Genomic DNA, 22563 nt, shown 5'->3' with positions numbered 1-22563 from the left:
GGCCGGCACCCGCGACTCCCCTGCCCCAGGGCGCGTGTCCCACCGGGATCCACGCCCGGCGGGACACGCGCCCGGGTCAGCGGGAGAGGCCGAAGCGGCGGGGCATGCCGGTGATGCCCCAGACGGTGACGCGCCACAGGGCCTCGGCGAAGACCGAACGGCTCATCTTGCTGGCCCCGACGGTGCGCTCGACGAAGGTGATCGGCACCTCGGTCACCCGAAGGCCGTGCCGGATCGTGCGCAGCGTCAGGTCGACCTGGAAGCAGTACCCCTGCGACTGCACGTCGTCCAGGCCGATCTTCTCCAGGGTGGAGGCCCGGTAGGCGCGGAAGCCGGCCGTGGCGTCGCGCACGGGCATGCCGAGCAGGGTGCGGACGTAGATGTTGGCGCCCCGCGACAGCAGCTCGCGCCGGGCCGGCCAGTTGAGGACCTTCCCGCCGGGCACCCAGCGCGACCCGATGACGAGGTCGGCCCCGGCCAGCGCGTCGAGGAGCTGCCGTAGCTCCTCGGGCTGGTGGGAGCCGTCGGCGTCGATCTCGACCAGCACGTCGAAGCCCTCGGCGAGGCCCCAGCGGAACCCGGCGATGTAGGCGGAGCCGAGGCCCTGCTTGCCGGGGCGGTGCAGTACGTGGACGTGGTCGTCTCCGGCGGCCAGCTCGTCGGCGACGGCGCCCGTGCCGTCGGGGCTGTTGTCGTCGGCGATCAGCAGATGCGCCTCGGGCACCGCCTCCCGTAGCCGCCCCACGATCATCGGTAGGTTCTCCCGCTCGTTGTAAGTGGGAACGACGACCAGCACCCGCCCGAGGATGCGCTCCATCACCCGTCCTCTTCTTCGGATTTGTCGAGTTGAGGCGGCCTGCGCCGGCGCGAGAGAGCGACGGCCAGGGCGCCTGCACCTATGAGAAGCAACGCCCGTTCCGGCAGGGCCCCGACGCGTGTGGCGAGGGTCTCCCCCTTCCGGATCTGGACGTCCACCACGGCCATGTCGGCCACCCGCTCGGCGGTGCGCCAGCGCACCTTGCCGTCGGGGTCGACGTAGGCCGAGATGCCGGTCGTCGCGGCCGTGATCACCGCGCGGTTGTGTTCGACCGCCCTCAGCTGCGACATGGCGAGCTGCTGCGGCGGGAGGTTGGAAAGGGCGTAGGTGGCGTTGTTGGTCTGCACCACCAGCGGGCTGCCGCCCGTGAGCACCGTGCTGCGGACGGTGTCGTCGAAGGCGACCTCGTAGCACTCGACGGCGCCCACCGTCACCGGCCCCATCTTCAGGTCGCCGTCGCGGTCGCCGGGCAGCGACTGCAGGCCCACCAGGTCGATCCGCTTGATGAACTTCTCGAGCAGCTCCTTGAACGGGACGAACTCCCCGAACGGCACCAGCTTGCGCTTGTCGTAGTAGGCGCCGGGGCCGTGGGCCGGGTCCCAGACGATGCCGCGCGTCATGCGGTGCTGCCCGTCGGGCGAGCGGACCACGGCGCCGACGAGCACCGGCACGCCGATGTCGCGGACGGCCGCGTCGATGACATCGTAGGCGAAGGTGCTGCGGTAGGGGTCGATGTCGGTGGAGTTCTCGGGCCAGATCACGATGTCGGGCCTGGCCACCTTGCCCGCCCGCACCGCCTGGGCCAGCTCGTGGGTCTTGTCGGCGTGGTTGCGCAGGACGACGGCGGGCTGGTCGCCGAGGAAGCCCATGCCGGTGCCGGGGACGTTCCCCTGGATCACCCCGACGCGGACGGTGCCGGACGCCTCGGCGCCCGGCCGGGGCACGGCGTAGGCGAGCAGGGGCACCACCAGCGCGCCCGCCAGGACGTACGCCGTCCACCTGACCGCGGCGCCGCCGCCCTGCCGGGGCGCGATTCGCGCCGCCGCGGAGGCCAGCAGGCCGCCGCACAGCACCACGGCGAAGGTGACCAGCGGCGCCCCGCCGAGCGCGGCGTACGGCGTGAACGGCGACTCCCCCTGGCTGAACGCCACCCGCACCCATGGGAAGCCGCCCACCGGGAACAGGCCGCGCGCCCACTCCTGGGCCACCCACAGCGCGGCCGTCCACACCGGCCAGCCCCGCAGCCGCGTGACCAGGGCCACGCCCGCCGACATGGCGGCGAAGAAGAGGCTCTCGATCGCGACCAGGGCGAGCCAGGCGTCGTCGCCGATCGGCTGCACCCAGGTGAGCGCGGGCACCAGGAACGCGGCGCCGCCGAGGTAGCCGAGCCAGGCGGCCCGCCGCGGGCGCACGCCGCGCACCGCGAGCGTGAGCAGCGCGACGCCGGGCGGCGCGAGGAACCACAGGCCGGCCGGGGGGAAGGCGAAGAACAGCACCACGCCGCCGGCCACCGCGGTGGCGGCGCGCCAGAGGGTATGCCAAGCCCGCGGTGGGCCGGGGACGGCCGGCACCCGCTGGTCTTCCTGCACCGTTTGCGCCACAGGGAATGGTTCTCTTCTCGCGGGACCTTCGGTAACCACCGAACGCTACCGCTCAGCGGACCCCACTCCAACCGCAGGCATGGTGCGGCGGCGAATCGGTACGCATGGTGATCCCTGGGTCTCCCTCTGTTCCGTAAGGGAACCCAGGAACCACGCTGCGGCTCTGGCACGGGACGGGAAGAGGGCCCGGACGACCCTTCGGACCGGATCCGTCCCGTCGGCGGCGAGCGCGGATTTCCGTTGTCTACTGGGTGTCCGGGCCCCTCCCGGGTCCAACCCCCCACCCGGCTGGGGTGCCCCGACTCGACGGAACGCCAGCGCTGCGCCTGGTTGAGCAGACGGAGTCACTCTCCGTCGTGACGCAGAATCCGACGATGTCTGAAGACGGCCAACCGGTAGTCCCGTGCTGGACTGTCCAGCAAACTACCGACCTCAGCTCAGATGTCAACCGTGTCCCGATCAGCGGAAACACCAAGTTTTCGCAGCTAGGACAGGAGACGTGAGTGCCGTCAATGCCGTCATCTGCGCTTATGGCGCTCGCCCGGCGGGACGGAGTCCCCTTCACGAGCGCGGCGTCACCCGTCCCAGGACCGCAGGCAGGGCGGCGGTGTGGACGACGCCGAGGGTGCGGGTGGCGCGGGTCAGGGCGACGTAAAGATCGCTGGGGCCGCGCCGCGACTCGCCGAGGATCTCGCCGGGCTCCACGACGATCACCGCGTCGAACTCCAGGCCCTTGGCGTCGGCGACGGTGAGCACGGCGACCGGCGCCTCCAGGGCGTCCGCGCCGGGCCCGGCCACGGCGCCCGGCACCGACGAGGTGACGGCCTCCCCAAGCTCCGCCGCCCGGGACGCCGGGACGATCACCACCAGCCGTCCGCCTTCGACGATCTCGCCGCGCACGACGTCCCCGAGCTCGGCGGCGCCGCCGACGCGCCGCGACCACGGCCGTTCCCCGGTCTCCCGGACCGAATCGGGGGCCCGGAGGCCGGGGCCGACGAGCTTGAGCACGTCGGCCGCGACCGCCATCAGCTCGACCGGGGTGCGGTAGTTGACGGTCAGCGTCTCCTCTCGCCAGCGCCCGTCGGCGTAGGGGCCGAGGACCTGCGCCCAGGAGGAGGCGCCCGCCGCCGAGCCGGTCTGGGCGATGTCGCCGACGATGGTCATGGACCTGTTGGGGCTGCGGCGCATGAGCATCCGCCACGCCATCGGGGAGAGCTCCTGCGCCTCGTCCACGATGATGTGGCCGTAGGCCCAGGTGCGGTCGGCCGCCGCGCGTTCGGCGGTCGTCAGGTGGATCTCGTCGTCGCGGTGCCGGGCGGCGAACCGCTCGGCGTCCATGATCTCCGACATGCCGGTCAGTTCGAGCACCTCGCGGGCGTAGGTGAGCTCGAAGTCGCGTTCGGCCTGCTCGGCGCGGCGGGCGGCGGCGAGCTCCTCCTCGGCCTGCAGGGCGGCGGCGCGCAGCACGGCGGGGTCGATGTCGCCGAGCAGCTCGGCGGCCTCGTCCAGCAGCGGCACGTCGGCCTCGGTCCAGTGGTCGCCGCCGCCGCGCGGGGGCTCGCGGTGCAGGACCTCCCGCTCGGCGGGGCCGAGCCCGGCGTACGACATGCGTTCGTGGGAGCCGAACAGGCCGATGAGCAGCTGCTGCGGGGTGAGGTAGGGCCACAGCCGGTTGAGGGCGCTCTTGACGGCGGGCTCGGTGCGAAGATCCTCCCGCAGGTCGGCGAGGTCGCCCTCGTCGAGCATGCCCCGGCCCAGCGCCTTGGCGGCCTGCTTGGCCAGGGCGTTCAGGATGTGGCGGACGAAGACCGAGCGGGCCTCGTTGTGGGGGCGGCGGCTGCGCACCGCGCGGTTCTTGGCGGCCTCGCAGGTGCGCTGGTCGAGGCGGAGCTTGTAGCGGCCGAGGTCGATGTCGATCGGCTTGCGTGGCACCCGCTGGCGGTCGCGCAGCGCCCGGGCGATCACCTCGGCCATCCGGAGGGAGCCCTTGATCTCGGCGGCGGCGGCGGACTCGCGGGCCTTGGCGGTCACCCCGGGGTACAGCTCGGAGACGGTGGACAGCAGGACGTCGGTCTCGCCCAGGGAGGGCAGCACCTGCTCGATGTAGCGCAGGAAGGTGAGGTTCGGGCCGACGATGAGCACGCCGCGCCGGGCGAGCCGCTCGCGGTGGGTGTACAGCAGGTAGGCGGCGCGGTGCAGGGCCACGACGGTCTTGCCGGTGCCGGGGCCGCCCTGGACGACCAGGATGCCGTTCAGGTCGCTGCGGATCACGCGGTCCTGCTCGGCCTGGATGGTGGCGACGATGTCGCGCATGCGCCCGGTGCGCTTCTCGTCGAGGGCGGCGAGCAGCGCGGCCTCGCCGTTCAGCGTGGCGCGGTCGTCCTCGGTCAGCCGGTCGAGGTCGAGCAGGTCGTCGTCGACGCCGATGACGCGCCGTCCCCGGGTCTGCAGGTGACGCCTGCGGGTGACGCCCATGGGGGCCGCCGGTGTGGCGCGGTAGAACGGCTGGGCGACCGGGGCGCGCCAGTCGATGAGCAGCCTCGCCTGGTCGTCGTCGGACAGGCCGAGGCGACCTATATATAGGGGCTTCTCGCCGGCCAGGTCGAGGCGCCCGAAGCACAGGCCGTTCTCGACCGCCCACAGCCGGGCCAGCCGCTCGGAGTACATGGCGGCGAAGCTGTCGCGCTCCGAGCGGTTCTGGTGGGTGCCGCCGCCGCCCTGGGCGAGCACGCCGTCAAGCTGCTTCTGCGTCCGGGCGCGCAGCAGGTCGAGCCGCTCGTACAGGCGGCCGACGTATTGCTGTTCCTTGGCGAGCTCGAGTTGACGGGTAGCCCCTGCTTCATTATTCTTGGTAGTAATGTGAAACTCCGGGCCTTTATGCTCTTTGTTATTCATGTGACGATAAGGCCCCAGAATAGCAGACCGCCAGCGGGCCATCCCGTTGCGTACGCCGCCGATTCCCGGCGGCTTTTTCATTCCCGGCCGCCCCGCACGTCGAAATCGCCTTCCAGGCGGGCCAGCGCGGACAGATGCCGGTCCGCCGCCTCCTGGTCGCCCAGCGTGCCGGCGAGCAAGGCCAGGTACCGGTCCACCGGACCGGCCAGGGCGATCGCGGAGCCCACCGAGATCCGCCCCGCGTACGGCAGCAGTGTCGCATACGTCGCCCGGCAGGCCGGCAGGTCCCGCAGGGCCGCCTGCGCCGCCCCCTGCAGGCACGTCATGGTCAGCCACGACCAGTCCAGCGGCGGCACCGGCCAGCCGTCGCGGACCGTCGCGGCCGCCTCGCGCGCGCGGCCCTGGGCGCACAGCTGCAGGATGCGGGTGTCGTGGTCCATGGTGGCGTGGATGCCGGCGATCGAGTCGATCAGCGGCCCGGCCTCGGCGATGTCGCCCCGGTGGTGGTGCAGGAGGATACGGCCGGTGGCCACCACGGCGCCGGCGTACCACATGCCGAGCCGGTCGGCCTGCTCCTCCGCCTCGTCGTACATCGCCGCGGCCGCCTCGTGGCGACCGGCCAGCGTGAGCCGGTTGGCCCGCCACATGGTGTGCTGGAAGCGCGGCCAGGGAAGCGGCAGCCGCGCCAGGATGGCGTCGCACCGGGCCGCCGCCGCGTCCGCGCCGGCCACGTCCGCCATCTCCAGCCGGTCGTGGGTGAGCAGCATGTACGCCAGGAGCTCGTACTCCGGCATGTGCGCGCCCACCGCCAGGTCGAGCAGCTCGGTGGCGATCTCCAGGAGTTCCTCGGCGTGGATCGACTGGGTCAGCGCCAGGTGCCGTGCGTTGAGCATGCGCATCAGCAGGTGCGGGTCGCCCAGCCGCCGGGCGATCTGGACGGCCTCGGCGGACAGGCGGTCCCGGCGCCGGTCGTCGGTCCCGTCGTACAGCTCCTGTGCCAGCCCGCTCAGCAACTCGGCCCGTTCGGGACCGTCGTCCGCGGGCAGGTCCCCCAGAGCGATCTCGAACCGGCGCACGAGCTTCAGCTCGACCTCCTCGTACGGGTTGCGCAGTGTCCAGACGGCGGGGGCCTCCAGCGCGGTCAGCGCGCGGACGACGGAAACGCGATCGCCGCGGCCGGTGGCGCGGTCCGCCGCGAGGATGGCCTGCGCGCGGGCGGCCCGCGCTCCGATCGGATCGCCGGTGTCCAGCAGGGCGCGCACCTGCCGCAGCAGCAGCTCCACGTGGTCAAGGGGGTCGCCCGACGAGGCGCCGTGCGCCCGCACCGCCTGGCCCCACCAGGACGCGGCCTCGTGATAGGCCAGGCGCAGCGAGGCCTGCTCGGCCGCCGCCCGTGCCCACCGGGCGGCCTCCGCGTAGGCCGCCGGGCCCGCCTCGAGCGCGTGGTGGGCGATGACGGCCACGTCGGCGCCCGGCCGTTCGGCGAAGGCGGCCATCGCCTCCCGGTGGATCAGCGCCCGGCGCAGCGGCGGGACGTCGTGCAGCAACGTCTCCCTGATCAGGTCGTGGGCGAAGGCCATGCGGCCGACCCGGAACGCCACCAGGCCGGCCTGGGCGGCACGGTCCAGCGGGTCGTACACCTCCTGACCGCACACCTGGGCGAGGACGCCCGGATCGAAGTCCCTGCCGATCACCGCGGCCGCGCCGAGCACCTCGGCCGCCCGCCGGCCGAGCGCGCCCACCCGCCTGCGGATCAGGTCGGCCACCGCGTCGGGCACCGCGTCCAGGGTGCCGCCGTGGGCGAGGGCGCGAGCGGTCTCCCGGGCGAAGAACGGGTTGCCGCCGGTGCGCTCGGCCAGCCGGACGGCCGTCGGCTCGTCGATCTCGGCGCCCATGTCCGCGGCGATGGCGCGCACCTGCTCGACCCCGAGACCGGTCAGAGGGAGGCGTAACAGGTCGTGACGGGTGAGACGACCGAGAACGTCACCGAGGGGAAGCCGTTCGGGCCCGTCACGGAACGCGATGACGAGCGTGACCCTGGCGTCGTCCCCCTGCGCCTCTTCGCCTCCGAGGAGCGCGGCGACGTCGCCGAGCAGGCTCAGGGACGCGCTGTCGGCCCAGTGCAGGTCGTCCAGAACGATGACGAGGGGCCGGGTGCGCGCCGCGGCGCGCAGCCAGCCGGCGAGGGCCTGGTGGCGGCGCAGCCGCGCGGCGGCGGTCGAGCCGGGAGGGGCCTCGTCGTCCATGAGGCCGTTGAGGTCGGCGGAGTCGAGGGCGGGGTGAAGCCGGTCCAGCGCCCGCAGCACCTGGAGCCAGGGCCCCAGCGGGGGTGCGCCCTCCGTCTCCGGGCAGCGGCCCCACAGCACCGTGCGGCCGAGGTCGGCACACCGCTCGGCGAAGGCCTCCAGCAGGCGGGTCTTGCCGATGCCGGGCTCGCCGCTCACGGCGGCGACGCTCAGGCCGTCCCGTTCCAGCAGCGCCTCCAGCCCGGCGAGCTGCCGCTCTCGTCCGTAGGGAGCCGCGGGGCGGGGCGCGGCCCGGGTGAGGACGGCCGCCCCGGCCGGGGACGGCATGAGTGAGCCCGCCTGCCGGAGGATGTCCTTCTCCAGGGCGCGCAGGGTCGGGCCGGGGTCCAGGCCCAGCTGGTCGGCGAGCAGGTCCCTGACGCGGCCCAGGGTCGACAGCGCGTCGCCCTGCCGGCCGGTGCGGTACAAGGCCAGGGCGAGCAGGTACCACAACCGCTCGCGCAGCGCATGCCCCGCCACCTCGGCCTCCAGCTCGCTGATCGCCGCCTGCGGACGGCCGAGGTCCAGCCGGGCCTGGGCGCGCCGCTCGACCGCGACCAGGCGCAGCTCGCACAGGCGGTTGACCTCCACCATCGTCCACGGCTCCGAGGCGAACTCGCCGTAGGGCGATCCGGTCCACAGCTCCAGCGCCTCGTCGAGCATGGCCAGGGCCTCGGCGGGCGGCCGTGCCTCCGACCGCTCGACCAGCTCGGTGAACCTCACGGCGTCGACCGCGGCCCCCGGGGCGGCGAGCAGGTAGCCGGGCGGCCGGCCGATGAGCAGCCGGGCAGGGGCGCGGGGGGCGCGCCGCGGCTCCAGCGCCCGGCGCAGGTTGGAGACATACGCCTGGATCGTGGCCACCGCGCTCGGCGGCGGGGCGTCACCGTACAGGTCGTCGATGAGCGTGTCGAGGGAGACCACCGTCCCCACGGAGACCAGCAGCCGGGCCAGCACGGCGCGCTGGCGGGGGCCGCCGAGGCCGACGGCACCCCCGTGGTCGTACGCCCCTATCTGGCCGAAGACCTGGAATCGCAATCCCCCACCTGTCGTCGGCACGTGGCCGCGCTCACAGTTCCCATGACTGACTAGGTGCACCGGACGATGATGACTCGCCGCTGCAAGCGTTGCCCGGAAGCCGCGTCGAAAGCAGGAAATATCAGCCTGGCAGGGGAGGGTGATCCGCCTTGTCGTCCCTCCCGCGGGTTACCCGTGATCCCCACCCCGGGCCTTCCCCCCCACGCGCGGCGCGGACCGGCACGGCCGGACGCGGCGCCGCCGGCGGTCGCGTCGTCGCCCGGCTCCTTGTCCAGGAGCCCCGCCACCCTAAGCGGCCCCGTCAGGAGACGGCTTGGAGGCGGAACGGCCGTCTGACCAGGCATCATGCGGTCCCGTCAGGGGGCGGCGGCCACGGCTTGAAGCCCGCCAGTGACGCCTCCCGCCGGAACCGCCGCGATCACAGGCCGATCAGCGCTCCAAGTCCTTCACTGACCGATCTCGTGAGACTTCGTCCTCGACGGCGCCGCCCCGCCGAGGGGGCCGACCGGATCGACGGTCATGGGGAGGCGGCCGGCCGCACCGCGTGCGCATGGGGGCTTCGGCGGCACGCCACCGGCTCCTCGGGCCGGCCTGCCCGGCAGGCGCCCGCGTTCGAGACAAGTACGACCGAGAGTTGGGAAAAGCAGTGAAGAAGCTAGCTGGGCTGGCGGCGTTCGCCCTGGCCACCACGCTGATCGGCGGCCTGGCGCCGATGGCGGCCTCCGCCGAGGCTCCGGCCTCCGCCAAGCCGGAGCCCACCGCCGCCGCCGAGCGCGCCGCCACGATGGACCGCTACAAGCAAGCGCTGGCCGAGCAGATCGCCCGCAGGCTCGGCGACAAGACCTTCCGGACGCACCTGGAGGGCGAGCTGGCCGGCGACGGGCAGGCCGGCCTGGCGGACCTGTTCGCCTCGGTCTCCGGCGCCGAGGACGTGGCCGAGTACGCCCGCCGGGCCGACGGTGACATCCTGCGGCTGAAGGGCTTCGGGACGGCGCACGAGTCGATGCTGGAGGTGCGGTCCGGTCCGGGGGTGACCAAGCGGATCCCGGCCGACCAGACCCTGGTCGTGTTCACCCCGTCGGCCGACGAGAAGGCCGTGCGCAGCGTCAGTGCCTACGACTCCGCCGGCCGGCTGCACCAGCTGGACGCGGACAAGGCACCCAAGCGCCCGGTGCTCATCGTGGGCCTGGACGAGCGCAAGTCCGCCGAACTGAGCAGGCAGGCGCTGCGCCAGGCCCTCGGCAAGGCGGGCATCGGCGGCACCGACCGGAGCCAGGAGGAGGTCGCCCGCCAGTCGGCCGCGCTGAAGACGGCGAGCGCCACGCGGACGGGCGGCGCCGCGAAGTCCGCGAGTGCGACCGCGACGCGGCCGGTCAGCGTCATCACCCGCATCACCAACTTCGACGACCACGAGCCCTGGTACAAGGGCGGCCCGGAGATCTACGCCTGGGTGACCGGCGCGGGGACCGACGGCAAGGCGCGGGTCGACTCGCTGGAGATGCCCTACATCAAGGAGCAGGACAAGGACTACCGGCCGGGCCAGGTGCTCATCGACTGGTCCAACTTCAGCTGGAGCAGCCTGGACGTCGTCTGGATGGAGCACGACGACAACACCGACCTGTCCGGACTGGTCAAGGCGGTCGTCGACGGAGCGCTGGTGGTGAGCGGCAACGGCCAGTACGTCCAGGTCGCCGACAAGATCGTCGCGGCGCTGCCCACCGACTGGGTGACCGACAGCGACGACTGGGTGGACTCCTGCTACGCGCAGAACGCCCAGATGACCTACGGCCACTGCGCGGCGCGGCCAAGGGGCATGTTCTGGACCCAGGAGTACCGCCAGATCTGACCCGGTCCCCCTGACCACCTCACCGCCCGGACCCCGGCCCCGCGCCGGGGCCGGGCGGTTCGCGTGTCCGGGGTGGGGGCATGACCCGGCGGGCGGGAGGGGGCGGTGGGCACGTGCCGCTCGAGGGGCGCGACCCGGCCGCCACGGCGGGAGGGGCGGGCTGGTCACAGGTTGGTAGCGGCTATTGACCTGGCCACGGGAGGTGCCGGTAGGTTCCGAGTAGGAGTTAGTAACCTTTCCTAACTCGGTGGGGAACGGTCCACGTGAGAGGCGCGATGAGCACATGGCGAGTGCGGTGAACCCCGCCGGGCAGCCGGGCACACCCAGCCTGCTGCGGGCGATCAACGACCGGGCCGCGCTGCAGGTTCTGCTGGAGCGCGGGCCACTGACCCGTCCCGAACTGGGCGCGCTCACAGGACTGTCCAAGCCGACCGCCTCCCAGCTCCTGTCCCGGTTGCAGGACGCCGGGCTCGTCGTGCTGGACGGCATCCGCGAGGGCCTGCCCGGGCGTACGGCGGAGCTGTACCGCATCAACCCGGACGCCGCGCACGTCGCCGCGCTCGACGTCACCCCGGCGCGCATCGCCGCCGCCGTCGCCGACATCACCGGCGCCGTGCGGGCGGAGTACCGCCTGCCGACTCCCGGGCGCAGCGCCGGCGACGTCGTCGCCCGGGTGCGCGCCGCCGTCGAGGGCGCCTGCCTGCAGGCGGGGATGGACCCGGCGGCGCTGCACCGCGTCGTGATCGGCATCCAGGGCGCCGTCAACCCCGTCACCGCCCGGCTCGGCTACGCCGCCCACATCCCCGGCTGGCACATCCCCGACCTGGTCGGAACCCTGCGCGACGGGCTCGGCGTGCCCGTCGACGTGGAGAACGACGTGAACCTCGTCGCGCTGACCGAGCAGGCGCACGGCGTCGCCCGCGGGCACGCCGACTTCGTCCTGCTCTGGGCCGACGAGGGCATCGGCGCGGCGCTGGTGCTCGGCGGCAGACTGCACCGCGGCGCCACCGGCGGCGCCGGCGAGGTCGGCTACATGCCGACCGTCGGCGCGCCGACCGCCCGGGAGACCGGCAAGCGCGGCGACCACGGGTTCCAGGCCCTCGCGGGCGGCCCCGCCGTACTGAGGCTGCTGCGTTCCCACGGCCTGCGCGGCACCGACCCCGCCCACTCCGTCCGGAACGCCGTACGCGACGCGGCCCTCGGCGGGGCGCGGGGCGAGCGGGCCGGCGCCGCGCTGCGCGAGCTGGCGGCCCGCCTGGCCATGGGCCTCGCGCCGATCACGGCGGTGGTCGACCCGGAGATCGTGGTGCTGACGGGCGGCATGCTGCTCGCCGGCGGCGACGTGCTCGCCGAGATGGTCGAGCGGGAACTCCACACGCTGACCTTCCCCCGGCCGCCGGTGCGCGTGTCGACGGTCGACGGCAACCCCGTGCTGACCGGCGCCCTCGGCCTCGCCCTCGCCACCGCGCGGGACGAGGTCTTCAGCTCGACCGTCCCTTCCTAGCGGCCCCGCCCACCTTCCGCCCCTCCTGATCATCCACTGGCCCGTAGGAGGAAACCCCCCGTGAGATCCCCTCTGCCGCTCGTGGCGGCAGGCCTCGCCGTCCTGGCGGCCACGGCCTGCACCGCGGGCACCGAGAACGCCCCGCCCAAGGTGGGGCAGACGCAGGACCGGACACCGGTCACCATCACCATGTGGCACGGTTTCAGCGCCGACAACGAGCTCAAGGCGTTCGACGACGCCCTGGCGGGGTTCAGGAAGAAGTTCCCCTGGATCACGGTGAACACGACCAAGGCCATCCAGGACGACCAGATCATCCAGTCGGTGCGCGGCGGCAACCCGCCGGACGTGGCGCTCTCCTTCACCACCGACAACGTGGCGACCTTCTGCAAGACGGGGATGTTCCAGGACCTCAAGCCGTACCTGGCGGCGAGCAAGGTGGATGAGTCGATCTTCCCGAAGGTGATCGCGGACTACACCCAGTACCAGGGCAAGCGGTGCGTGATGCCCATGCTCGCCGACGTCTACGGCCTCTACTACAACAAGAAGCTGATGAAGGGCGAGCAGCCGCCGAAGACCCTCTCGGAGCTGGCCGCCCTCACCAAGAAGCTCACCGTGCGCGACTCCTCGGGGAACATCAAGGTCGCGGGCTTCATGCCGACCAGCCAGATGTACGAGAACGCCCCGCTGCACACCGGCGTCATGGTCGGCGCCAAGTGGACCAACCCGGACGGCACCTCCGCGATCGGCTCCGACCCGGCGTGGAAGGAGCTGATGACCTGGCAGAAGGACCTGGTCGGCTGGTTCGGCTACGACAAGCTCGAGAAGTTCCGCAAGAGCATGGGCGACGAGTGGTCGGCGGACAACCCGTTCATGAAGGGCAAGGTCGCCATGGCGATCGACGGCGAGTGGCGCAACGCCATGATCGCCGCCGACGCCAAGGACCTCGAGTACGGCACCGCGCCGCTGCCGGTGTCCGACGACAAGCCCCAGCTGTACGGCGGCGGCTTCATCGCGGGCACGGTGATCGGCATCCCGCGCGGGGCCAGGCACCCGGAGGCGGCCTGGGAGCTGGTGAAGTACCTGACCACCGACACCGACGCCGTGGTGACCCTGTCGAACGCGATCCGCAACGTGCCGAGCACCCTGCCCGCGCTGCGGTCGCCGAGGCTGGACAAGGACCCCAACTTCCAGACCTTCCTCGACATCTTCGCCAACCCCAACAGCAGCACGCTCCCGGCGCACATCAACTCGGTCTTCAACCAGCAGAGCCTGCAGGAGGCGCAGATCCAGTGGGAGTCGGGCCGGGCCTCCGACCTCGGCGCCCTGCTCTCGCAGGTGGACAAGAAGATCGACGACAAGCTCAAGCTCACCGCGGGCGGCTGATCGCATGGCGGCCTCCATCGCGACGCCGGCCGGACTCCGCAAGGTGCCCGGCCGGCGCGGCCAGGGCCTGACGGCCCTGCTGTACCTCTCCCCCTGGCTGATCGGCTTCTCGGTCTTCTTCGCCTACCCGCTGATCGCGACCGTCTACTTCTCCTTCCAGCGCTACGACCTGTTCACGCTGGAGCCGGTCGGCCTGCTGAACTACCGGTACTTCTGGCAGGACGAGGCGGCCTGGACGTCCATCAGGAACACGCTGTGGCTGGTCGTGGTGATGGTGCCGCTGCGGGTGCTGTTCGGCCTCGGCGTGGCGCAGCTGGTGACCAAGCTGAAGGCCGGCGCCGGGTTCTTCCGCACGGTGTTCTACCTGCCGTCCCTGGTGCCGCTGGTGGCCGGGACGCTGGGGTTCGTCTTCCTGTTCAACCCGGGCACCGGGCCGGTGCCGGCGATCATGTCGGCGCTCGGCCTGCCCTCCCCCGACTGGTTCGGGGACCCGGCGTGGTCCAAGCCGGGGCTCACGCTGCTCGCGCTGTGGTCGGTGGGCGACCTGATGGTCATCTTCCTGGCGGCGCTGCTGGACGTGCCCAAGCAGCTGTACGAGGCCGCCGCGCTCGACGGGGCGGGGCCCTGGCAGCAGTTCTTCCACATCACTCTGCCGGTGATCCGGCCGGTGCTGATGTTCGCGGCGGTGACCGGCGTCATCCAGACACTTCAGTACTTCACCCAGGCGATGGTGGCCGCGCGGGTCGCGTCCGGCTCGACCGACTCCGCCGGCTCGGTCTTCACCCCCGGCTACCCCGACCAGTCCACCCTCACCTTCCCCGAATGGCTCTTCCAGCAGGGCTTCCGGGATTTCGCCATGGGGTACGCCTGCGTGCTCGCGCTCATCCTGTTCGCGGTGTCGATGGTGTTCACCCTGATCCTGCTGCGCCAGTTCCGCGGCCTCGGCGAGGAGGAGTGATGACATCGAGCACCACGACGGCGCCCGCACGAAGGAGGGCTTCCCGGTGACCCTGACCCTCACGCCGTCGCCCACGGCGCGACGGCCCGCCGCCGCGCGGCCACGCGGCCGGCGCGGCCGCCTCACCCTGCAGTGGATCGCGACCCACGCGCTCGCCATCGCCCTGACGATCATGTTCCTCGGCCCGCTGGTGTTCATCGCCCTCACCGCGCTGATGACCGACCACCAGGCCCTGACCTCGCAGCTGTGGCCCCGGCAGTGGCAGTGGGGCAACTTCGCCGAGATCTTCGAGAAGGCGCCGCTGCTCACCTGGATCGGCAACACCCTGCTCTATTCGCTGCTCGGCACGGCCTTCACGCTGGTCTCCTCGATCCCGGTGGCCTACGCGCTGGCGAGGCTGCGCTTCCGAGGCCGCAGACTGGCGTTCCTGCTGGTCATCACCACCATGATGCTGCCGCCGCAGGTCGTCGCCGTGCCGGTGTACCTGATCTGGGCACGGTTCCACCTCACCGGGACGCTCTGGCCGCTGATCCTGCCCATGCTGCTCGGCGACGCGTTCTCGATCTTCCTGCTGCGGCAGTTCCTGGTCACGATCCCCAAGGAGTACTCCGACGCGGCGCGGGTGGACGGCTGCGGGGAGTTCCGCACGCTGATGCGGGTCATCCTGCCGATGGCCCGGCCCGCCATCGCGGCGGTGGCGCTGTTCCAGTTCTTCTACTGCTGGAACGACTACTACGGCCCGCTGCTGTACGCCGGGACCGACACCGCGCACTGGACGCTGTCGCTCGGCCTGGCGTCCTTCCGGGCCGTGCACCGCGTCCAGTGGAACCTGACCATGGCCGCCACCCTGCTGGCCATGGCACCGGTGATCATCGTGTTCTTCTTCGCCCAGAAGGCGTTCATCGAAGGCGTCAAGCTGACAGGAGTGAAGTAAATGAAACTGGCCGTTGTGGGGGGCGGCTCGACCTACACGCCCGAGCTGATCGACGGGTTCGCCCGCCTGCGCGACGAGCTGCCGCTGTCGGAGATCGCGCTGGTCGACCCGGACGAGCGCCGCCTGTCGCTGGTGGCGGGCATGGCCGAGCGCATGCTGCGGCGCGCCGGGCACCCGGCCACGGTGAGCACCGCCACCACCGTCGAGGACGGCGCCGCCGGCGCCCAGGCCGTCCTGCTCCAGCTGCGGATCGGCGGCCAGGCCGCGCGCGACGTGGACGAGACCCTGCCTCTCGAGTGCGGCTGCGTCGGCCAGGAGACGACCGGGGCCGGTGGGCTGGCCAAGGCCCTGCGCACCGTGCCCGTCGTGCTCGACATCGCCGAGCGCGTCGCCAAGGCCGCTCCCGACGCGTGGATCGTGGACTTCACCAACCCCGTCGGCATCGTCACCCGCGCGCTGCTGCAGGCCGGTCACCGGGCGATCGGCCTGTGCAACGTCGCGATCGGGTTCCAGCGGCGCTTCGCCGCCGCCCTCGGGGTCGCCCCGGAACGGATCTCGCTCGGGCACGTCGGGCTCAACCACCTCACCTGGGAACGGGCGGTGTACCTCGACGGGGAGGACATCCTGCCGAGGATCCTCGCCGAGCACGGTGAGGAGATCGCCGGGAGCCTCGGCCTGCCAGCGGCGCTGATCCGCAGGCTCGGCGTCATCCCGTCGTACTACCTGCGCTACTACTACGAGCACGACGCCGTCGTCACCGAGCAGCGGTCCAAGCCCTCGCGGGCGGCCGAGGTCGCCGCCATGGAGGAGAAGCTGCTCGCCATGTACGCCGACCCGGCCGTCGACACCAAGCCCGAGCTGCTGGAGAAGCGGGGCGGGGCGTTCTACTCCGAGGCGGCCGTCGCGCTGATCGCCTCCCTTCTCGGCGACCGGGGCGACACGCAGGTGGTCAACCTGCGCAACGACGGCACGCTGCCGTTCCTCCCCGACGACGCGGTGATCGAGGTGCCCGCCCGCGTGGGGGCCTCCGGTGCGGCGGCGCTGCCCGTCGACCCGGTCGAGCCGCTGTACGCCGGGCTGATCGCGCACGTCACCGCCTACGAGGCGCTGGCCCTGGAGGCGGCCCTGCACGGCGGCGCCGACCGGGTGACCGACGCCCTGCTGGCCCACCCTCTCGTCGGCCAGGCGTCCCTGGCGGCGGACCTCGCGGAGCGGCTCATCGCCGCCAACCGTCCCTTCCTCCCCTGGGCGGCGGGCGGGACGGTGCCGGCGTGAGGACCGCGCCCGCGGCGGGCGGGCACGGGGAAGCGGGCACGGCGAGGGAGGAGAACCGATGAGGACCGTTCTTGCGGTCGACGGGGGCAACAGCAAGACGGACATCGCTCTGGTGGCCGAGGACGGAACGGTCCTGGCCCGCGGCCGGGGCCCGGGGTTCGTCCCGCAGAGCGCCGGCGTGCCGGCCGCGATCGACGTGATCGGCGAGGCGGTGCGGCACGCCCTCGGCGAGGCGGCCCGGCCCCCGTACGCCGACCACGTGGCCGCCTACGTCGCCGGGGCCGACCTGCCGGTCGAGGAGGACCTGCTGCGCGAGGAGATCCTCACCCGGGGGTACGGCCGCGAGGTCGTGGTGGGCAACGACACCTTCGCGCTGCTGCGCGCGGGGGCGTCCCGGGCGTACGGGGTCGCGGTGGTGTGCGGCGCCGGGATCAACGCGGTCGGCGTCGCGCCGTCCGGCGCGGTCGCCCGCTACCCGGCGCTCGGGAAGATCAGCGGGGACTGGGGCGGCGGCTTCGGCCTCGGCGAGGAGGTGCTCTGGCACGCCGTGCGCGCCGAGGACGGCCGCGGGCCGGCGACGCTCCTGCTGGAGGCCCTGCGCGGGCACTTCGGGACGCGGTCCGCCGAGGAGGTCGTCCTCGGGCTGCACTTCGGCGACATCGCGGCCGAGCGGCTGCACGGCCTCGTGCCGGCGCTGCTCACGGCGGCGCGCGAGGGGGACGCCGTGGCGCGCTCGCTGGTGGAACGCCAGGCCGACGAGGTGACCGTCATGGGGGTGGTCGCACTGCGCCGCCTCGGCATGCTCGCCCAGCCGTGCGAGGTGGTGCTGGGCGGCGGGGTGCTCACCGCCCGCGACCCGCTGCTGACGGCACTGGTGGAGGAGAGGTACGCGGCGCAGGCGCCCTCGGCGACGCTGGTGGTCACCGACGTGCCTCCGATCGTGGGCGCCGCCCTGCTCGGCCTGGACCACCTCGGCGCACCGGCCGCCGCCGCCGCACGCCTCCGCGCGAGCTTCACCGAACCGGTCTCGGCCCCGGTGTGACCCCCAGGCCCGGACGAAGCCCCCGTCCGGGCCGCGCTCGATGGCCTCGCTCCGCTCGGCGGGCGAGGGACGCGGCGGGGGTCAGGAGGTGCCGTGGCCGGGGTCGGGGGTGCGGTGCTCGTAGGGGGTGCTCAGGACGATCGTGGTGCGGGTGGAGACGTTGGCGGCGGCCCTGATCTGCTGCAGGAGGTGCTCCAGCGCGATCGGCGACTCCACGCGCACCTTCAGGATGTAGCTCTCGTCGCCGGCCACGCTGTGGCAGGCCTCGATGGCCGTCAGGTGCTCGAGCTTCTCGGGGGCGTCGTCGGGCGCGGCGGGGTCGATCGGCTTGATCGACACGAACGCGGTGAGCGGCAGCCCGACGGCGTCGTGGTCGACGAGCGCGGCGTACCCGCGGATGACCCCCCGCTTCTCGAGCCTGCGCACGCGCTGGTGAACGGCGGACACCGAGAGCCCGGTCTCCTTGGCCAGGTCGGTGAAGCTCATCCGGCCGTCCGCGGCCAGTAACGTCAGGATCTGCCGATCGATCTCCTCCACCCCGTAAACGGTAGTGCCCCTGACGACCCATTTGGTCCCCCGCGCGGCCACGGCACGATCGCGCCCGCCGGCCGTTTCACCCACGGGAGGGCCCACCGCCACCGCCCGCCTTTCCGCCACGACCGGCGGTGGCGCCGGTCACGAACGCTCCCGCCCGGACGCAGGCCTCTCCCCTGAAGCGGATGTCGTGCCGTCCGGAGAATTCACGCGATCTCTCTCGTGTCACCGGATCATCGAGCCACGCCGCCGGCACGCAGCACGCCCGCAGCGGCGAGTCGAACCGGATGGGCCGATCGACGATGCTTCGCGATTCTCGGTTGAATTCTTGCCGCTCCGGAAAACGGACGCCCAGTTGATCGCCTGCGAGATGAATGGGGGGATCGAATGTCAAGGGCGCAACTCCCGTCCTCGGCCCCTGCGGTGACATCGCCTGCGCACGCTCACTGACAATTATAGTTAAACCGGATCTTTCCCGGCGGAGCGATATCGAATCGCAACGGCCGCCGCCGTCCGGCCGAATAAGGGACCTCACTGATTCACGACGACAGGAGAGCCGAAAAAGAGGCGATTTTCGTCCGCGCTAATCGCCCCGGTTCCCTGCCACCGAGCCGAGCCACAGCACATCGCGGGCACGGGTCATCGCGACGAACAGCTGACGGCGCAGGATCTCCGAGCGTTCCCGGTCGGCGGCGTTGCCGCCGTCCAGGGCGCGGGTCAGGGCGTCGTGGTGGGGCAGGAAGACATACTTGAACTCCAGGCCCTTGGCCCGCCGGTAGGTGCCGAGCTTCACCGCGTTCACGGGATGTCCGGTGTAGTCCTCGAGGCGGAGGACCGGGATGCCGGCGCGAGTGAGGAGCCGATGGTAGTGCTGGACGTCCCGGATGGCCGGGCACAGCACGGCCGCGCCGGAGAGCGGCCCGCCCCCGTCACCGGGGACCTGGCCCGGCAGCCGGCGCAGCGCCTCCACCAGCAGACGGTCGTGCTCGACGTCGTCCTGGGCCTGCGCCCTGATCACCCGGCCGTCGTGATACGTCGTCTCCACCTCGCGCCGCCCGTTCGGCCGTGACTCCTCCAGATCGTCGAACGGATCGGCCGAGACGATCTCCACGGCGGCGTCGAAGATCTCCGAGGCGTTGCGGTAGTTGGTCCGCAGCACGCCGCCCCGCCCGGTCACCGTGATCCCGGCGTCGGAGAGCCGGAACCCGCCGGGGTAGACCGCCTGCTGGCCGTCCCCGATCAGCAGGAGCCCGTTGGGCGCGTCGCCGACCAGGGTGTGCAGCAGCCTCAGCCCGACCAGGGTGAGATCCTGGACCTCGTCGACGATCACGGCGGTGTAGGGCGGATCGGCGGGCCTGGCCCGCAGCTCGCGCAGGGCCATCGAAAGGACGTCGTTGAAGTCGTGGACGCCTCGCTCGCCCCTGATCAGCTCGTACTCCTCGTACAGCAGCCAGGCGGCCTCCCGCTGCGCGGCGTGCAGGGCTGTGCGGCGGCCGTGCCGGAGCACCGTCCGGTACTCCTCCAGGGAACCGATGCCTCTGCCCTTGATGATGTAGTCGATCTCGTCCTGCCAGTACCCCGGTAAGGGGTCCACCTCGGCCAGGGGGCTGTCCCTGCCGGTCCGCAACCACGCGATGGAGAAGGCCGTCTCCGCTCCCTTGCGGTTGAGCGCCGACGGGACGCCGCGCTCGGCGAGGAGCGCCTGGGCCCAGGCGTGCAGGCTGACGAACTCCACGCGGTCCGCCGTCGCCGGGGAGAGCCGCTGGAACAGCTGCTTCTGCACCCGAGGCAGGTTGCGCGCGTAGGTGACGTACAGGATCCGGCCCGTGCCGTGCTGGGCCAGGTAGGCGGCCCGGTGCAGGCCGACCACAGTCTTCCCCGTGCCCGCCGGGCCGCTGACGCGGGCCGGCCCGTTCCAGTTGCGGCGGGCCAGCGCGACCTGTTCGGGGTGCAGGAACGTCATCCAGCGCTCGATGGGGGCGTCCAGGACGGCTCTGAGCGCCGCCCGCTCGATCTCCTCACGGTCGAAAAGGGGGTCGGCCTCCGCCGGCGGCGTGTCGTCCCGATCCCCCTCTCCCAACACGGGCGATTCGTACGCCGGGAAGACCTCCTCCAGATGAGAGGTCACCGCCCTCACCATCGGCGCCGTCAGCCGTGCCGGCTCGGCGATCAGCGCCGGCGCCGCCTGCTGGTCACCGAGGAGGCGCACCCGTCCGAGGGTCTCGTCCAGGCGGTGCCCGGCGAAGATCATGACGGGCCGCAGCGCGATCGGCGACATCCCGAGCGAGGCCAGATGACGCTCCGCCGTGCGGGTCATGGCGAGCAGCTTGTCGACCTCGGCGCCGCGGCTCTCGCCTCCGGCGGTCAGATGCCCGTCCACGACCTCCGGAGGGTGCCGCCACTTCTTGACGTCGATGACGAAGACGCCGCCCGGGCCGATCAGGATCATGTCGACGTTGGCGGAGCGCGTGCCCGGCCAGCGCCGGTCGACCAGAAGCCGCCACCCGCGGCCGGTCAGGGTCAGGAGCGTCGCGGCGACCTTGCGCTCGGACTCCGCGGCCGCCTCGTACCGTCCCGCCAGCCGGTAGGCCTCCCGGTAGCGGCGCCACAGGTCCATCGCGTACTCGCGCGCCAGTCCCGCTCTCGCCCTTGCCGATCCACCAGCAACCATCTCGCCTCTCGGACCGCCGTGAAAGTTAACGATCTACAACAGATAGCAACAATCACGGCCGGCCGACAGCCCTTGGCCTCATAAGGAAGGGCTGCCGGGCGGGTTCAGGCGGTGGTGAGGCGGATGACGTTCCAGGAGACGGGCGGAAGGACGACGCGGCCGTCCTGGACGTCGGGGTTGGGGCGGGGGGTGACGCGGCCGGGGTCGTCGGCGGTGTTGCGGGCGTAGACGTCGGGGCCGCAGAGCGTGGTGGCCTCGGCGACGCGGGCGCCGGGGAAGGCGCGGGTGCCGAGGGTGAGCTCCAGCGGCTGGTCGAGGGACCGGTTCACCGCGAAGACGGCGATCTCACCGGTCTCCTCGGAATGGGTGGCGACGGCGTGCAGGAGCGGGACCTCGCCGAACTCGGCCGTGTCGTACAACGGCGAGGAGATCTCGGTGCGCAGCACGTCGCCGGCGGCGTGCCGGGCGGCCTGCGCGAACGGGTGGAAGGTGGTCTGCCTCCAGGCCCGGCCGCCGGGCTCGGTCACGATGGGCGCGATCACGTTGACGAGCTGGGCCAGGCAGGCGGCGGTGACCCGGTCACTGTTGCGCAGCAGCGTGATCAGCAGGCCACCGAAGGCGACGGCGTCGGCCAGGTGGTAGTGGTCCTCCAGCAGCGGCGGCGCGACCGGCCAGTCACGCGGGGGCTCCTGCGACTGGAACCGGCTGAGGTACCAGATGTTCCACTCGTCGAAGGAGAGGTTGATCTTCTTGCGGGACTTCAGCTTCGCGCCGACGTGGTCGGCGGTGGCGACGACGGAGGCGATGAAATGCTCCATGTCGGTGGAGCAGGCCAGGAAGCTCCCGAGGTCGCCGTCCTTCTCCTCGTAATAGGCGTGGCAGGAGATGAAGTCGACCAGGTCGTAGGTCTCGGCGAGGACCTCGGCCTCCCAGGCGCCGAAGGTCGGCATGGCCGAGCCGGAGCTGCCGCAGGCGACCAGTTCCAGGCCCGGGTCGACCATGCGCATGGCGCGGGCGGTCTCGGCGGCGAGCCTGCCGTACTCGCGGGCGGTCTTGTGGCCGGTCTGCCAGGGCCCGTCCATCTCGTTGCCGAGGCACCACATCCTGATCCCGTACGGGTCCGGCGCGCCGTTCTTCACCCGCATGTCGGAAAGGCGGGTGCCGGAGGGGATGTTGCAGTACTCCAGGAGGTCCAGCGCCTCCTGGATGCCCCGGGTGCCGAGGTTGACGGCCATCATCGGCTCGACGCCGGCCTTGGCGGCCCAGCGCATGAACTCGTCGGTGCCGACGGTGTTGGGTTCGGTGCTGTGCCAGGCGAGGTCGAGGCGGGCGGGCCGCTCGGCGACCGGGCCGACGCCGTCCTCCCAGCGGTACCCGGAGACGAAGTTGCCGCCGGGGTAGCGGACGGTGGTGACGCCCAGCTCGCGGGTGAGCTCGAGTACATCGCCGCGGAAGCCGTCCTCGTCGGCGGTGGGGTGCCCCGGCTCGTGGATGCCGGTGTAGACGCAGCGCCCGAGATGCTCGACGAAGGTGCCGAAGGTGCGCCGCCGGACGGGGGCGACGCGGAACGCCGGATCGATCGTCAGGTACGCCTTGTGCATGGGCCTGCCTCCTGGCCGGGGGGTGTGGGGCGGTCCTGGCAGGCGCCTCGCGCGGCCGCCGCCGGCGCCGCCCGCCTTTCCTCGTCCCGCCGCTGTCGGGGGCCGCTCGCATGTCGCGGCCGTTCATCGGTGGGCCTGATTGTTAGCGCTCCCAACCCCTCCGGTCAAGACCGGCCCGGGCA

The 22563-nt window shown here is 72.4% G+C and carries 14 protein-coding genes; 7 read left to right on the top strand and 7 right to left on the bottom strand.

Features of this window, described 5'->3' with window-relative positions; all coding sequences use genetic code 11:
• Positions 1-76 precede the first annotated feature (76 nt).
• The 4 genes from KIK05_RS32430 to KIK05_RS32415 form a co-directional block, all read right to left on the bottom strand.
• Positions 77-817 (bottom strand): polyprenol monophosphomannose synthase, encoded by a 741-nt coding sequence (locus KIK05_RS32430; RefSeq protein WP_214414644.1) that lies wholly within the window; start codon positions 815-817, stop codon positions 77-79.
• Entirely contained in the window at positions 817-2418 is a 1602-nt protein-coding gene (gene lnt, locus KIK05_RS32425) for an apolipoprotein N-acyltransferase (protein WP_308250202.1), read from the bottom strand. Before lnt ends, KIK05_RS32430 begins: the two co-directional genes overlap by 1 nt.
• Before the next feature lie 561 nt (positions 2419-2979).
• Positions 2980-5313: a HelD family protein gene (locus KIK05_RS32420; protein WP_214414643.1), complete on the bottom strand. Its 2334-nt coding sequence runs from the start codon at positions 5311-5313 to the stop codon at positions 2980-2982.
• Positions 5314-5390: 77 nt separating this feature from the next.
• Positions 5391-8633: an ATP-binding protein gene (locus KIK05_RS32415; RefSeq protein ID WP_214414642.1), complete on the bottom strand. Its 3243-nt coding sequence runs from the start codon at positions 8631-8633 to the stop codon at positions 5391-5393.
• A gap of 646 nt (positions 8634-9279) precedes the next feature.
• Here KIK05_RS32415 and KIK05_RS32410 point away from each other — a divergent pair.
• The 7 genes from KIK05_RS32410 (at position 9280) to KIK05_RS32380 (ending at position 17575) form a co-directional block, all read left to right on the top strand.
• A complete protein-coding gene (locus KIK05_RS32410; RefSeq protein WP_214414641.1) occupies positions 9280-10479 on the top strand; it encodes a DUF3103 family protein in 1200 nt (399 codons plus the stop codon).
• Positions 10480-10762: 283 nt separating this feature from the next.
• The gene (locus KIK05_RS32405) at positions 10763-11983 is read left to right on the top strand and encodes an ROK family transcriptional regulator (protein ID WP_214414640.1); all 1221 of its coding nucleotides are present in this window, start codon (positions 10763-10765) and stop codon (positions 11981-11983) included.
• A gap of 60 nt (positions 11984-12043) precedes the next feature.
• Positions 12044-13366 (top strand): ABC transporter substrate-binding protein, encoded by a 1323-nt coding sequence (locus tag KIK05_RS32400; RefSeq protein WP_308250201.1) that lies wholly within the window; start codon positions 12044-12046, stop codon positions 13364-13366.
• Between the two features lie 4 nt (positions 13367-13370).
• Positions 13371-14324: a carbohydrate ABC transporter permease gene (locus tag KIK05_RS32395; protein WP_214414639.1), complete on the top strand. Its 954-nt coding sequence runs from the start codon at positions 13371-13373 to the stop codon at positions 14322-14324.
• Positions 14325-14370: 46 nt separating this feature from the next.
• A complete protein-coding gene (locus KIK05_RS32390; protein WP_214414638.1) occupies positions 14371-15258 on the top strand; it encodes a carbohydrate ABC transporter permease in 888 nt (295 codons plus the stop codon).
• Positions 15259-16533 carry a 6-phospho-beta-glucosidase gene (locus tag KIK05_RS32385; RefSeq protein ID WP_214414637.1) on the top strand — a complete coding sequence of 425 codons (1275 nt, stop codon included), beginning with the start codon at positions 15259-15261 and terminating at the stop codon, positions 16531-16533.
• Positions 16534-16591: 58 nt separating this feature from the next.
• Complete coding sequence (locus KIK05_RS32380; RefSeq protein WP_214414636.1) at positions 16592-17575, top strand: N-acetylglucosamine kinase; 984 nt, start codon at positions 16592-16594, stop codon at positions 17573-17575.
• An 81-nt stretch (positions 17576-17656) separates the two neighbouring features.
• Here KIK05_RS32380 and KIK05_RS49105 read toward each other — a convergent pair whose 3' ends face one another.
• From KIK05_RS49105 to arfA, 3 genes are all read right to left on the bottom strand, one after another.
• Entirely contained in the window at positions 17657-18112 is a 456-nt protein-coding gene (locus tag KIK05_RS49105; RefSeq protein ID WP_214414635.1) for an Lrp/AsnC family transcriptional regulator, read from the bottom strand.
• Between the two features lie 580 nt (positions 18113-18692).
• Positions 18693-20726: a nuclease-related domain-containing DEAD/DEAH box helicase gene (locus KIK05_RS32370; protein ID WP_250563834.1), complete on the bottom strand. Its 2034-nt coding sequence runs from the start codon at positions 20724-20726 to the stop codon at positions 18693-18695.
• Positions 20727-20884: 158 nt separating this feature from the next.
• Positions 20885-22381, bottom strand: a complete 1497-nt coding sequence (arfA, locus tag KIK05_RS32365; protein ID WP_214414633.1) for an arabinosylfuranosidase ArfA — start codon at positions 22379-22381, stop codon at positions 20885-20887.
• Between the last annotated feature and the right edge of the window lie 182 nt (positions 22382-22563).

It is taken from the genome of Sphaerisporangium fuscum (assembly GCF_018531465.1).
Lineage (GTDB): Bacteria > Actinomycetota > Actinomycetes > Streptosporangiales > Streptosporangiaceae > Sphaerisporangium > Sphaerisporangium fuscum.
This window is presented reverse-complemented; position numbering and strand designations above follow the sequence as displayed.

Coding starts and splice junctions, on each gene's coding strand:
- KIK05_RS32430 (WP_214414644.1), bottom strand. CDS start 817: ATGGAGCGCATCCTCGGGCGGGTGCTGGTCGTCGTTCCCACTTACAAC.
- KIK05_RS32420 (WP_214414643.1), bottom strand. CDS start 5,313: ATGAATAACAAAGAGCATAAAGGCCCGGAGTTTCACATTACTACCAAG.
- KIK05_RS32405 (WP_214414640.1), top strand. CDS start 10,763: ATGGCGAGTGCGGTGAACCCCGCCGGGCAGCCGGGCACACCCAGCCTG.
- KIK05_RS32395 (WP_214414639.1), top strand. CDS start 13,371: ATGGCGGCCTCCATCGCGACGCCGGCCGGACTCCGCAAGGTGCCCGGC.
- KIK05_RS32385 (WP_214414637.1), top strand. CDS start 15,259: ATGAAACTGGCCGTTGTGGGGGGCGGCTCGACCTACACGCCCGAGCTG.
- KIK05_RS32380 (WP_214414636.1), top strand. CDS start 16,592: ATGAGGACCGTTCTTGCGGTCGACGGGGGCAACAGCAAGACGGACATC.
- KIK05_RS32370 (WP_250563834.1), bottom strand. CDS start 20,726: ATGGACCTGTGGCGCCGCTACCGGGAGGCCTACCGGCTGGCGGGACGG.
- arfA (WP_214414633.1), bottom strand. CDS start 22,381: ATGCACAAGGCGTACCTGACGATCGATCCGGCGTTCCGCGTCGCCCCC.